Origin of the sequence: Paenibacillus sp. FSL R10-2771, from assembly GCF_038000205.1 — a bacterium.
GTDB lineage: Bacteria > Bacillota > Bacilli > Paenibacillales > Paenibacillaceae > Paenibacillus_AQ > Paenibacillus_AQ phytohabitans.
In genome coordinates, this window is sequence record NZ_JBBOBM010000001.1 from 7,038,216 (window position 1) to 7,051,216 (window position 13,001).

At 46.8% G+C, this 13,001-nt stretch carries 11 protein-coding genes and 1 pseudogene; 1 reads left to right on the forward strand and 11 read right to left on the reverse strand.

Annotation, left to right across the window (positions count from 1 at the left end):
- Window positions 1–62: 62 nt before the first annotated feature.
- The 3 genes from NSU14_RS30300 to NSU14_RS30310 all read right to left on the reverse strand — a co-directional run bounded on the left by NSU14_RS30300 (window position 63) and on the right by NSU14_RS30310 (window position 3,433).
- Window positions 63–1,184 carry a TolB family protein gene (locus NSU14_RS30300; RefSeq protein ID WP_340948266.1) on the reverse strand — a complete coding sequence of 374 codons (1,122 nt, stop codon included), beginning with the start codon at window positions 1,182–1,184 and terminating at the stop codon, window positions 63–65.
- 93 nt (window positions 1,185–1,277) lie between these two features.
- Entirely contained in the window at window positions 1,278–2,744 is a 1,467-nt protein-coding gene (locus tag NSU14_RS30305; RefSeq protein WP_340948267.1) for a sensor histidine kinase, read from the reverse strand.
- A complete protein-coding gene (locus NSU14_RS30310; protein WP_042132918.1) occupies window positions 2,741–3,433 on the reverse strand; it encodes a response regulator transcription factor in 693 nt (230 codons plus the stop codon). The genes NSU14_RS30305 and NSU14_RS30310 overlap by 4 nt, the downstream gene beginning before the upstream one ends.
- Window positions 3,434–3,767: 334 nt before the next feature.
- Here NSU14_RS30310 and NSU14_RS30315 point away from each other — a divergent pair, with 334 nt between their 5' ends.
- Entirely contained in the window at window positions 3,768–4,178 is a 411-nt protein-coding gene (locus tag NSU14_RS30315) for a hypothetical protein (RefSeq protein ID WP_231575269.1), read from the forward strand.
- 245 nt (window positions 4,179–4,423) lie between these two features.
- On the opposite strand, the gene NSU14_RS30320 is transcribed toward NSU14_RS30315, so the two are convergent.
- From NSU14_RS30320 to NSU14_RS30350, 8 genes and pseudogenes are all read right to left on the reverse strand, one after another.
- A complete protein-coding gene (locus tag NSU14_RS30320; protein ID WP_042132914.1) occupies window positions 4,424–4,738 on the reverse strand; it encodes a hypothetical protein in 315 nt (104 codons plus the stop codon).
- 53 nt (window positions 4,739–4,791) lie between these two features.
- The gene (gene tnpB, locus NSU14_RS30325) at window positions 4,792–5,139 is read right to left on the reverse strand and encodes an IS66 family insertion sequence element accessory protein TnpB (protein ID WP_076243501.1); all 348 of its coding nucleotides are present in this window, start codon (window positions 5,137–5,139) and stop codon (window positions 4,792–4,794) included.
- An 82-nt stretch (window positions 5,140–5,221) separates the two neighbouring features.
- A pseudogene (tnpA, locus tag NSU14_RS36070) lies at window positions 5,222–5,443 on the reverse strand (IS66 family insertion sequence element accessory protein TnpA); the annotation flags it as partial.
- A gap of 264 nt (window positions 5,444–5,707) precedes the next feature.
- Window positions 5,708–5,902 carry a DUF4177 domain-containing protein gene (locus tag NSU14_RS30330; protein ID WP_042132911.1) on the reverse strand — a complete coding sequence of 65 codons (195 nt, stop codon included), beginning with the start codon at window positions 5,900–5,902 and terminating at the stop codon, window positions 5,708–5,710.
- Window positions 5,903–5,905: 3 nt separating this feature from the next.
- Complete coding sequence (locus tag NSU14_RS30335) at window positions 5,906–7,261, reverse strand: S8 family peptidase (RefSeq protein WP_081969794.1); 1,356 nt, start codon at window positions 7,259–7,261, stop codon at window positions 5,906–5,908.
- Window positions 7,258–9,423, reverse strand: coding sequence for a peptidase domain-containing ABC transporter (locus NSU14_RS30340; RefSeq protein ID WP_340948270.1), 2,166 nt, complete (start codon window positions 9,421–9,423; stop codon window positions 7,258–7,260). Before NSU14_RS30340 ends, NSU14_RS30335 begins: the two co-directional genes overlap by 4 nt.
- Window positions 9,420–12,533, reverse strand: a complete 3,114-nt coding sequence (locus NSU14_RS30345; RefSeq protein ID WP_081969793.1) for a type 2 lanthipeptide synthetase LanM family protein — start codon at window positions 12,531–12,533, stop codon at window positions 9,420–9,422. The genes NSU14_RS30340 and NSU14_RS30345 overlap by 4 nt, the downstream gene beginning before the upstream one ends.
- Before the next feature lie 226 nt (window positions 12,534–12,759).
- On the reverse strand, window positions 12,760–12,972 hold the full coding sequence (locus NSU14_RS30350; RefSeq protein ID WP_076243499.1) for a class II lanthipeptide, LchA2/BrtA2 family: 213 nt from the start codon (window positions 12,970–12,972) through the stop codon (window positions 12,760–12,762).
- Between the last annotated feature and the right edge of the window lie 29 nt (window positions 12,973–13,001).

Genomic DNA, 13,001 nt, shown 5'->3' on the forward strand with positions numbered 1-13,001 from the left:
CTCCGGCTGACCTTCTTGTGCGAAGATTCCAAGTGCTGGCGCCAAGCTGCTGATCCGGAGCATTAAGACAAACTGACCACATAGGTGAGGAACTGATAGACGTTGTCCTTCAGCACAGTTGCTGTGGCCAGAAGCTTCTTGCCCGAGGGGCTCCAGTGCAGCTGGTCAGACACGCGGATATCATTCAGCACCGGCGTCTGTTCTCCGGTCTCCACCTCGGTAATGAACAGGTCTTCCTGGTCATCAGCAGAACCTGCTGCAGTGACTGCATAGGCCAGCTTGCTGCCGTCCGGCGACCAGCTGGTACCGAAGATCTGCTGGCCTGCAGCAAGCTGGGACTGTTCATTACCTTCACTGTCACAGAGCTTCAGCACCATCTCGCCCGGACCCTTCCGTTCAACAATTGCGAGCGTGCTCCCGTCCGGTGACGGAATCACCCACATTACATTTTTCCCCAGCACCTTGGTCTGCTTCGTGTTGGTATCATAAGCGCTAAGCTGGCTGTCTTCACCCGTGACAAATAGAATCCGGCTGCCGCTCTGCATGACCTCATGTACATAAGGGATGCCGGTCTTCAGCACTGTCTCCTGCTTGCCGGTCACATCCGCGCTCAGGATATTGCCTTCCATATCCGGATAAATCACATGATCGTTATCCGCCCATCTTCCTTCTTCGCTTCTGAACTCCGCATCACTCATTTTCACCGAAACGCCCGTGGCCAGTTCCATAATATAGCCAAGTCCAGTAGCTTCATACAGCTCTTTGTAGAATACATGCGTCTTGTCCGGAGACATTTGCGGTGAACCATAATTCAGCTCCCCCTCCTGCAGCGGAGTTTCATCACCCGTGGAGAGTGTATGCAGATAGAGATTCAGCGGATATCTTTCCTGGCCTTCGATCACCTGCGCAGAGAGATTACGGTTTTCTTTGGTCACAACCATGACGTCCTCGCTGACGAAATCCGTGCCCCGCACACCCTCCACCTTATCGATCCCTTCCAGCTTCAACTGGGTATAGACGGATTCGCTAATGTTATCGAGGACCGTAATTTTGCGGCCGGATTTCTCCACCACCTGCCTTGTTTCAGTATTCTCCGCAGCGCAGCCTGTCAAGGACAGCAGAACCGCACCACATAGCAGAATTGCCCGCACCTTGCCCCGTCTTCTATTGTTCTCAGCATTCATTAGGCTTCCCTCCAGCTTGTGTTACTCCCAGCATACCGGATGCTTATTTCCAAACCGCATATAGAATGTTTCCAAGTTGTAAACGTAGTCCCCTCAGGACACTAAGGGAAAAGACAGCTCAAACGCTGCGCCCTCGCCTGAGCTTTCCAGCAGTGCTATGGTTCCGTTCTGCTTCTCCACCAGGTTACGGACCAGCGAGAGTCCAAGCCCCGTGCCTCCCGAGGCTCTTGAACGGTCACGGTTAACCGTATAGAACGGCTCGAAGATCTTGTCCCGCGACTCTTCAGGAATGCCGATACCGGAATCGCGGATTGTAATCCATACCCGCCCGTCCCTGACCTCGCTCCGTATATGAATGCTTCCCTGCGGAACATTATATTTGATCGCATTGTCGAGCAGATTGATGAAGATATGCATGAAGCTCTCTTTATCGATCCAGATATGCGCCGGCTTGACGTCAAGCGATACCGTAAGGCCATAACGCTCGGCTTTGCCTTTCATCCGGCCGCATATATCCCGCAGCATGCCCTCGACCTCCAGCAGCTCTGCCTGGGATTCGAAATCATATTTCTCCAGCGCGGTCAGCTGCAGCACCTTCTCCACCATCTCATACAGCCGGTCTGTCTCCTTGGCAATGCTGAGCTTGGCATCATGCAGCAGCTCGGGGTCATCGTCATACATGTTCAGCAGATCAACATACGCCTTGATTGAAGTCAGCGGTGTCTTGAACTCATGGCTGATATTCCCGATGTACTGCTTCTGCTGCTGCTCCAGCGCCTGCAGCTTCTCCACAGCGAGCTGCAGCTTGCGCCGCTCCTCGTCCTTCGCGGCAATGCTGCTCTCGATCTCCCGGCTCATGAAGTAGATGCCTTCCGCCAGCTCGCCAAGCTCATCCTTGCGCTTCACAGGCGGAGCCGAGATGTAATCGGCACGGCGGATGTCCTCCGCCGATTTCTTCAAGCGGCCGATCGCTGCCGCAGCGCGGTTGAAGTACAGGTACCCGATGATGAAGCTGAGCCCCAGCACCGCGCCTCCTGTCGTCAGGAACAGATTCAGCAGCGTCTGCTGGAAGCTCCGGGCGTCCTGCAGCGAGTACTGCAGCTGCACCACACCCATCTGCTCCTCCGGCCCCTGCAGCGGAGCCAGATACAGCAGCTTGTCGCCTTCACTCTGATAGGCGACTTTATTATTCAGCGCGTAGTCCAGTGCCGTGCTGACATCCGGCCTGCCCGGCCCCGGCTCACCCTGCGCCGAGGTTCCCACCTGCTGACCCTGGCTGTCGTACAGGGTCACCTCCAGGCCGGTGTACCCGGCCAGCTCGGCGGCCAGCGCCCGGCCCCGCTGCTGCATGAAGGCCTGCGGCGTGAGGCGCACGCCGGTATAGTAAGTCTGCTTCACGCGCAGATTAACGGTTGTAACATGCTGGGCCAGATAGCTCTCCGTCTGCCCCTGCTGATTGCGCTCCACACCGCGCAGCACGAAATAGCTCAGCACGCTGAGCGCAAGAATAAGCAGCAGAGCCAGGAACAGGCTGAACTTCAGCTTGATGCTGACTCTCATGGGTAGCTCCCCGCAGGCACAGCCTTATAGCCTACGCCATAGACGGTCTGCAGGATGTTCTGGTAGGGCTCGCCCAGCTTTTTGCGCAGCCGCTGAATATGGATATCCACCGTACGCGTTCCCCCGGCGTAGTCCATATCCCACACCTGCTCCAGCAGCTCTTCGCGCATATACACCCGCTGCGGGTGGGAGAGCAGCAGCAGCAGCAGATCGAATTCCTTCGGAGTCAGCTCAAGGCTCTCCTCCCCAAGCTCGGCGCTGCGCCGGTCGGGATGCACCCGCAGAATGCCGTATTCGATCAGCTCGCTTTTAACCTCGGCCGTATTCTTCTCCAGCCTGCGCAGCAGTGCCTTGACCCGGGCCAGCAGCTCACGGATCTCGAACGGCTTGGTCATATAATCGTCTGCACCAAGCTCCAGGCCGACAATTTTATCGACAATATCATTTTTGACGGTCAGCAGAATAATTCCGATATCATCACGGTTCTCAAGCTTGCGGCACACATCATACCCGCTCAGCTTCGGCATCATTACGTCCAGCACCAGCACGTTCGGGTGGAAGGTGTTCGTCTTGCTCAGCGCTTCCTCCCCGTCACCGGCGGTATCTACCTCATAGCCTTCACGCCGCAGCGCATAGGCAATCGCACTCACAATGGCCGGTTCATCATCGACGACCAGTATTTTTTTCATAGGAGGTTCATCCTTCCGTTTGCACTTGCTTGGTTAAGGGTAAATATATTGCTGTGTGCCTACAAGAATAACGCAAATGGAGAAGCCGGATCAAGGAAATGCAGGCTTCGCCGGTATTTACTACTAGAATCACCGTCCGGGCCTGCTGGCAAACACCGGTTAGGCAAATGCTTTTAGAACGAACCAGGGCTTCCTAAACATTTAGGTTATCTTTAAGAAGACTTAAGCTTCATTTCAGTATTGACGGGTAAACTGTACTTAGCTGAAGTTCACTAGCCGCCGCAAACCACTAACCCTGAACGATATAACCAATCATGAAAAGAGGATAACAGATATGAACATAAAACGAATGAATATTAAGCGGGTAATGATTGTCGGAACGATGATTGTAGCCATGTCCTTTGGAGGAACTGCCTGGGGCAAGCCAGCATTACATACCCTTCCCGTTGCCAAATGGTCCACATCTGACGTGGCCGATACCGATGAGCTGCTGGACGCCCTGAACCTGAGCCAGTCCTCCGATGAAGAGCTGTACGACGCCCTATATGACGGCAAATCCCTGCGCACCATTGCAGAAGAGAACGGCGGGAATATCAATAATGTTATCAACCTGCAGGTCAAACAGCTGACCCAGCAGCTGGAAGCAAGACTGGCGGGCGGAAGCATCAATCAGCAGCAATACACCGCACAGAAGGCTGAACTGAGAGAGATCGTGACGCAGAGTGTGCTGACTTCGTTTGGCTGAGTAAGAATCACCTGGCTGACGGGAACTGTCCTCTAATACTTAGCATAACAGAAACGGTACCGCCCTCAGGGCGGTACCGTTTCTGCGATAAATGATGGTTAATATAGCATAGCACGGAACCTTCCGGTCCCGAGGCCTTTCATTACTAGACGGATGATTGTATTAAGGCTGACCGATAGCCGGGCCCTCTACCGCAGGTTTGCCAGGCAGCGCGAGCTGTCCAGCAAGCAGCAGCGGCAGGCATCCTAAAGAAATATACCTAACATGAACCAGCCTAACGTCGAAGCAGGGTCCGTCCATTTGTACAGCATAACCAGGATTCCCACACTGGATATCCGCCCCACACTGAGTGCGCATTCCCGCCATACTACAAGCTCTGTGCTAATTCTGCCGCCTTGATTGAATTGGCTGACATAATTGTAAGTCAGCGTATTAAAAGGTGTATCAAAAACCGGCCTGCTAACTGCATCCATAATTCCGAAGAGCAGTAATGTGCTTGGATTCATCTGAATTGTAATACCAACAATAGACAGGTTGAATAGCGCAGTGCCTGCGGCCATCAATCTGCGATGATGATTTCCCTTCTCCCCAATTCTAATAAAACAAAAAAACGTTAAACGACGATCTGAGCCTTAACCTGCTTGTGATCCTGCCGCCGGTGAAGGGAAAGCCCATCCAAGAGCCAGCGAAGTTCGCGAAAGGAAAGTGCAACCGGCGAGTCGTCAGGGCCCGGCCACTGGAAGCTTCCGCGTTCCAGGCGGCGGTACAGCAGCCAGAAGCCATTATGTTCCCAATAGAGCATTTTGAGTTTGTCGCGCTGATGGTTACAAAATACAAACAGACAGGGCGCGAACGGATCGAGCTGAAATCGCTCCTGAGCCAGGGCGGCCAGGCCGTCGATGGATTTGCGTAGATCCGTGCTGCCGCCGGCTAAATAAACCCTTTCGGGTAGCGTCAACATAAGTGCTCAAGGCCTGAACCACTTGACGAAGCAGTTCAGGAGAAAAACCTGCCTGCACGTCAAGAGAGGCCGGACCGATATGAAGAGTCAAGGCGGAAGGCGAGGATCGCGGAGAAACGGTCACCGGAATAAAGGAAGGGGAGGAAGAGCGAGGCTGGCTGGAATCGATTTTGCGAAGCCAATATTTCAATTGATGTAGGGTCAAGCCCTGTGCTTCGCACCAGGCAGACATGGTGAGGCCACTGGCTCGATAGTCCCTGATGCGTGCTGTCCACTCATACTGGCGTTGTTCGGCATTGGTCATCTGGCAGATCTCCTTGATTTAAGATATGCCTATGATCTCATGACTGGCATAGGTTTCACAGGTGGGCTAGGTTCGACGCTTACCAGAATTCCGGCAGATGTTGCGGCGCAAGCAGGGTTAGCGGATGTTTTTACCGGGGCATATAAAAAAGACGGCCTTACTCCAACGAAACGCTGGGTTAAGACCGTTCTTTTCATGGTGCCGGAATAGCAGGAAGTATTGAAGAGCCCTCACCTTGACATCATGATAGGGATCAATAACAGATTATTCTTTTATGCGTTCAAATATGAGCTCCAGCGTAGATGCTTGTCCACCAGCCAGTAAAGGCATAGGAACAATACTATGCAGTTTCCACCCATCCGCTGCATAACGGTCAATCACTACCTTGAAGTCCTCCTTTACTTTACCGCTCATTATTCCTACAGAAATTGACACATAATTATATTCGTACTTGTCCATCCTTTATTCCCCCTCCGTCTTAGTATTTTTCTTTACAAGAGCCTTGTTTACAAGAATCTGTCCATAACCATATTGATCATCCCGGCCCGGATCACCAAGGTCGACAACACTTTTCTCCAGAAGATTAAGAATTTTATCTGATTTTGGAAATTTATGATGCTTGTCATAATAGTTAGAAATTAGCAGTGCTGCTGTAGCTGATACCTGCGGAGCGGCCAAACTTGTTCCATATGAAAGAGAGTAACCTTGTGGAATATTTAATATGCTGTCCAGTGGTGTATTCGGCAATTGGCCGGGAAATGCGGTTAACATCAGATCCGTTACATTAATCTCTCCGGCCGTATCGAAGTTATCCCCAAAATAACCGCCATATGCAACATAATCAATATACGGTCCATAATTAGAATAGGGAGCCAATCTGTTGCTCTTTGTTACCGCCCCCACACTAATCACATTCTCAAGCATACTGGGAACATGTATCTCATTAGAAGCATTGTCATAATCTGCATTGGAACCGCGGTTTCCGGCCGATGCAACAACAATCACCTGATTTTTATCTGCATAATCAATCGCACGTTGATAAGCTTCTTGCAGGATATATCCTGCTTCGTCCAACTGAATGTAACTTCCGGCACTGATATTAATTACTTGATTTTTGTCATTGGTTGCCTGTACTACAGCACTGAGAAGATCAAAGCTGTTTCCTCCATTGTTATTCATAATTTTATATGGAACAATACTGATCTCCGGAGCCAGCAGATTCATTATCCCTGCAACTTGAGTACCATGCCCGTTTTGATCCTGAACGTTATTGTTGCCGTCTACATAATTCCAGCTATTTGCTGTAACAATTGTTTGTCCAAAATTCTCATTTGACAGATCCACACCGCTATCCAGAAGAGCTATCTTAACCTCGGGGTTACCCTCCTGGATTTTATATGTTTCATAATTGTTAGTCTGCGATTCCGCATACCACAGATATTCATTCAGTTCTTCTATCCCGTGTAAATCCCAGGAAATTTTGTTATGGAACAGCTTGGCTTCTGATGATTCTATAGGCTCTTTATACCAGGAAGCATCTACAGCAGCCGAGATATCCTGTAAACAGCTATTCAGTTGGCCGATATTTCCCTTTAATTGCAAGAAACCAATCTCCTGAATTTTTTTGACATTTATCTGGTTTTTAATAAGTATAGAGTCAATCTTCTTTATTTGCTTTGGTTTATCCAGTAGTACATATACAGTCTCTGTCAGGCCCTCTTGCTCATCGGCGGCGTATGCCAATTTTATAGGATTTAGCAAAGAGCATATAAGCAGTAAGCATAATATAAGGGCTGCTTGGTTCTTACATGTTCTCAAATTGCACTTCCCCTTTCTTCAAATGGAAGATATGCACTTTCTTGAAATTTATCATAAAATTCTTTGTAAAATTCACTTGTTTTAAGCAGTTCCTGATGCGTACCACGGGCCACAATTCCCCCGTCCTCCATCACTATAATAAGGTCTGAGTCCATTATAGTGGTGAGCTTGTGTGCGATGACGATCCGGGTACATTGTAGCTTCCTGAGAAAAAGATCAATACGTTTTTCATTCTGATGATCCAATGAACTAGTGGCTTCATCCAACAACATGAGAGACGGTTTATTAAGCAACGCCCTTGCCAAGGCAATCCGCTGCCGTTGTCCTCCAGAAATATTCATTCCGAGTTCTGAAATCATTGTATTAAAACCCATGGGCATCCGGACAATATCCTCATATATTTCCGACATTTTGGTAACATCTTCAATATTTTCCATGCTGACATTCTCATTGTATACGGCAATATTATCTTTAATGCTCCTATTAAACAGCGAAGCATCCTGCGGTACAACACCAATCTGCTTGCGTAGAGCGCTTAAATTCAGTTCACGGATATCTTTTCTATCAAAGAGAATAGATCCCTCCGAAGGCATATACAAGCCAAGAATCAGTTTAGCTAGTGTACTCTTACCAGCCCCGGATTGCCCGACAATTGCTATTTTCTGTCCCGAAGAAATATCCAGATTGATATCTTTTACCACCAGCTCACTGTGCTCACTGTAGCGGAATGATACATTCTGCAAGAGAATATTCCCCTGAAAATCTTCAATAATCTCTTTATCATCGTCTGTATGCTCGAGCGGCTCATCCAATACATCCTGCACACGCTCAAGATACGCTCCAGTAAGTAAAAATGCATTGATCGTTTGCACAATAGAGCTGCTCATCCCGAAGAAATTATTTGAAAGCGAGTAAAACGCGATTAATTCACCTAACGAAAGCTGCTTGTTGAAAACCTGTGTAGCTCCAATCCATAACACCAGCAGCGGCGAGATCATTTGAAGAGTCCCTGAAATAGAAGCAATCAAATTCATGAATCCTTCCTTATTCCTGTAGGCATGAATCAGTTGATCAAGGAACGAGGACCAACGGCTATACGTTTCCTTCTCGATGCCCGCTGTTTTGATTCCAAAAATGCCGTATAAAAACTCTGTCTGATAGCTCTGGAGCTGGGATGTCTTTTGAATTTCGTTCTGATTGACCTCTTTCAGCCGGCGCTTTGTAAGAATCAATACCAGTAAATTTAACAGTGATAGGCCTATCACTGTTAATGTAAGAATTAGAGACTTGTTGAGCATATAAACTGTAATAAACGTAATTGCACTGATATCAAGGAGACCAAGTACGAGCCGCGAAGAAAGCATTTCTCTGATAACTCGGAGACTACTGGAGCGAAATAATAAATCACCGAACGATCTTAACTGAAAGAACTGATACGGAAGCTGCAGGATGTGGGAAAAGAAGTGCTGCATCATCCTTTTATCGAGCATATTATTGAGGACTATAATGAATTTCCCCCGGAAAAATTGAACACTCCCCTGTACAATTGTCAATAGAATGACGCTCAGCATAAATACGGACAACAATTGAACTTTATTAGCCGTAATAATATTGTCAATCAGATACTGGACCAAGATGGGCATGCCCAGAGTTCCTAGCTGATAGATAATAGCCATCACGAGGACAAGAGCCACATTTTTGGGTATCTCCATTAAATAATTAAGAAACTTACCCCATACCGATGCTTTTTTCTGCGGAACTACCTGCTCTGTTGGTATCATTTCCAATACGACGGAGTTATAGCTCTTCTGAAATTGTTCAAAGGACATCGTACATCTGCCCACGGCCGGGTCAATAATTTTCACACTGTTCTTGCCTATTTTATCGACAACTACATAATGATTTTCTTCCCAGTGGACAATTACTGGTAATTGCAGCCCAACGAGCTGGTGCAATTCAGCCCGGAATACCTTGGCTTCAAAGCCTAACCGCGTGGCCATACTTCGCATTGTATACATTGTGACACCATCGCGGCCTATACCTGCCATGTTACGCAATTCCCTCAGAGTCTTGTGTACCTTGTATTTTCCGGCCACCATAGAAATACAGCATACGCCACACTCCGTCTGTAGCATTTGCTCCACAAACGGTGTCTTCATCATGAACATATAACTTCCTCATATTTCGGAATATCTAATGAGAGAATCGATGGGATCTTGGGATCAAGAAATCTGAGCAAGCCTAAGCCAATTCCGCTGAGCCCGGTAAATAAACCAAGCGACTCAATATCAGGGTGCATTCCCGTTTGCCAAAGCTGTCCGGGTATCCGGTTGAACTGTGCCACGTTCTCTGTATCGACAGGTTCCCGCCCTGAAACCAGACTTCGAACATCCATAATTATGTTGCGGTTACCTACTTCACCATGACACATAGAGTGTCCGATAGGTCCGCTTTGTTCTTCTAGTACATCTTCCATTAAACGATCAATAAGCAGAAGCTCAGTCGGTACATCGGGCAGCAAAGATCCAATATGAGCCCGAGCCAACAAGATGCCATAAGAACCATGACACCAGTAATTGGATGCTAATGCGTGCTTATTCTCCCGCAAATCCAACCATTTCCGGCTGGCTTCTACATAAAATTCGTTCTCTATGCGTAGTAATTCTATAACTGTCTGCTCAATTGCATGTGACGAAAGCACACTCTGGACATGCGCCAAGGAAAAGACAATCCCGCTAAGACCATGGGCAAACCCGGCAGAACGCATGCTATCCTCTTGAAGGACTGTATTTCCCAGTTCCGACAGGAACTGATCTGTCAGACTCTGAAGCACTCTCTTAACTTCATCATTTGGATAGGCTTGATAAAGGTTAGTTAACACCTTAAGCAAGCCGGCATGTCCTCTGATAATATCAATATCTTTTTCTAACGGAAGAAGCTTTTCGATGGCGGGTAATGTATTGACAGCCCGCTCAAGCAGTGTGGCATCCCCCCACAAACAGCCTAGGTATGAATACAGATATACAAAAGTGCCAATACCAAAAAAGGCAGAAGTTGAATCCATATTGGCAAGCCAGTATGGTTCGTCATTTATCAACTCGTTCAAAATAGATCTTGCTGCTTTCTCATACTCCGCCGAGCCCAAGGTAACCCCCAACTGCGCGTAAAAAATTGCCAAGCCTCCTAATCCGTCATACACACCCGGCGGAAGCGGTGACAGATAGATAGCATCTTCATCACCAACATTGGTGCTAATCCAAACCGGCCCTCTGCCTTTTTCATCATACAATGCAGTAGACAATATTCCGTCGGCTATAGCTTGGACCTCTTCTTCCAGCGAAACAGACATGAGCTTTTGGGCCGGTTGCTCCAGATTCCCCTTCCATACATTGTCGATCAGCGTTGCCATTGAAAGAGAGATGTACCTCTCTTGCTTTAGACAATCGGCTTTAGAGAAGGAACGGATACGGGCCTTGACTAAGGCTATACTGCTTTCATTGTAGAAATTTTCAAACTCTTCACCTGCTGCATTATAAAGGTTCCTGTTGCCTGCGCGGAAAGTAAAATAAGGAACATCATGATTCACTAAATCATTAATCTCAGAACTTACAAATAAATGAGCACGATCGGACCATTCAGTAAGAGACCACATGTAGTCAAATAAACCCTCTCGGTCAATCCCTCTTTGCAAATATTTGGGATGTATGCTGGCATCCAGAAATTTACCGTACACATTGGTCGGTCTGAAGACATGCCGTATTTCATCATTACTAAAGATATCCATCAAAGACTCAAATTCATTCTTGTGCATTTCAATAGAATGATAGGTATCACGGAACCCTTCAAGCAAATATTGTTTATAGCTAAAAATATCAATTTCATGGCCATTAATGGCTGGAACATTAAGCTTATTCTGTGTTAACAATTCCTTTTCAGCAAAAAACATCGCATCTGTGCCAAAGTTAGTTATACCATAGCCCTTATTCTTCTTGGATTTCTGCCCTCCCCTCCCTGCAATGCCACTTAAATCATAGTCGAGCATCTGATCATGCTTAAATTTGATAGGCAGCATCAATGAGGACAGCACAGAATTCTTCAGCTCCAGCACGGTAACATGAAGTTCATTCTGGCTTTTAAATAAATCAAGGTGATTGTCAAACAACGTTTCCAAATCAATTAGAATGGGATACTCGCCAGAAGCGATTAAATTCTCATTATGAAAGTCGACCGAACGAAAAGCATAAAGCAATGCTACATTCATCCCTTGTCTGTAAAAAAACCGCTGAACCTGTGCTTCGTCAGTACAATCGTTGTAGGGAATAAACTCCTGCCATCCATATTTCTTGCGATCCAGCACCTTGGCTGTACGTAAAGGGTATTTCACACCGCTGTTATTCAGCCAGTTCACAACCTCAGTGAAATGAGCATCAACCATGAGTGAACGCGGCTTATAGACCAATTTACCCGCAGATGTCTCAATGATCTCAACACTGCTTCCTTTCTTGTGAGAATCCCCCAGATCCCCTTCGACTCCAATCAGGCAAGGCGTATGAAAACCAAATATAGCTTCAATGATTGCATAGTCTTGTATAAAACGGTTTACAAGCAATTTATGTATATCTATTAATTGAACGATACGCTCACAAAGAATTCTGCCCAGTACCGGATAGACCTCAAAAATTTCAGCAAAGTTTCTAGGATCGCCGAAATACTGTTCTACAAAATAAATATACCTGTCCTCTCCGGTGTTACCCTCCAACCTTCCTTCAAGTCTTGCTATATTCAGCTCCGCAATCAACATCTTAGTTGACAGCTTATCAATCTCGCCATGGATGATGGCAATAACACTGCTCATGTATTGATGGGTATCGATCTTATTCTCCATTAGAGGAGTTAATTGGGATAAGGCTTCAAAAAACACTTCAAACTCATGCTGAACGTACAAAATAAATGGAGTGAAATACGTAATAAAGGATTTATGGGGAAGCTCATATTTTATATCCGAGACAGCTTTTGGATCAAAGGCTGTAACTTCTTGAATAATCCGGACCCAATCCGGTGAATGGTTCTCCAGCAGTTCCTCATAATGATAAATTCCATATTCATAGTCTTGTTTGGTCATTTGGAGAGCACATAATTTATTGTTCAAGGCCTTGTCAGAGATGGTGTAATCAATTTCTTCTCCCCCATTGTCAAGTTGTCCTTTATGAAATGGAGTTAGTTCATGCAGGTATGCACTTTGCTTAAACGCGGTTTGAAGCTCAATCATCATAATTACCCCTTACTCATGAATTAATAAGAAGGCTGCCATAAAGACTAGCTTTACAGCAGCCGCGTTGCACATTCAATTGAGTTCATTATGTCCACAAGTTGACAGATTGACGATTACTCCAACTCTCACCTGCAGTTTCTTACCATGTTGTAATCCCCTAGATTCTTACATGAAAGGGTAGCCATTTATCTTAGCTTTTTAATTTAATTTGTATTGATAATTACTATTAGCACTTGCTGGTACATTTAGTAGTTGGGCAAAGATTAGCAGAAATATCTACTGCCCCAATGACGCAAGGCCATGATGATGTTGTAAGCGGAGTCGTTTCTGGATTCACGTCACCTGCTCCCCCGGTGAGCATTCTCAGTTCTTCCTCACTAACTACACCAACTGCATTGCTGGTTCTCAAAAACTCATTGCGGATTTGGGAATTTTTCATAATATAATCTCCTCTTTCCAATTATTTAA

Excerpts from the sequence above, each read along its gene's own strand:
- NSU14_RS30315 (WP_231575269.1), top strand. The coding sequence starts at position 3,768 with ATGAACATAAAACGAATGAATATTAAGCGGGTAATGATTGTCGGAACG.
- NSU14_RS30300 (WP_340948266.1), bottom strand. The coding sequence starts at position 1,184 with ATGAATGCTGAGAACAATAGAAGACGGGGCAAGGTGCGGGCAATTCTG.
- NSU14_RS30310 (WP_042132918.1), bottom strand. The coding sequence starts at position 3,433 with ATGAAAAAAATACTGGTCGTCGATGATGAACCGGCCATTGTGAGTGCG.
- NSU14_RS30350 (WP_076243499.1), bottom strand. The coding sequence starts at position 12,972 with ATGAAAAATTCCCAAATCCGCAATGAGTTTTTGAGAACCAGCAATGCA.
- NSU14_RS30305 (WP_340948267.1), bottom strand. The coding sequence starts at position 2,744 with ATGAGAGTCAGCATCAAGCTGAAGTTCAGCCTGTTCCTGGCTCTGCTG.
- NSU14_RS30345 (WP_081969793.1), bottom strand. The coding sequence starts at position 12,533 with ATGATGATTGAGCTTCAAACCGCGTTTAAGCAAAGTGCATACCTGCAT.
- tnpB (WP_076243501.1), bottom strand. The coding sequence starts at position 5,139 with ATGTTGACGCTACCCGAAAGGGTTTATTTAGCCGGCGGCAGCACGGAT.
- NSU14_RS30330 (WP_042132911.1), bottom strand. The coding sequence starts at position 5,902 with ATGGACAAGTACGAATATAATTATGTGTCAATTTCTGTAGGAATAATG.
- NSU14_RS30320 (WP_042132914.1), bottom strand. The coding sequence starts at position 4,738 with ATGGCCGCAGGCACTGCGCTATTCAACCTGTCTATTGTTGGTATTACA.
- NSU14_RS30340 (WP_340948270.1), bottom strand. The coding sequence starts at position 9,423 with ATGATGAAGACACCGTTTGTGGAGCAAATGCTACAGACGGAGTGTGGC.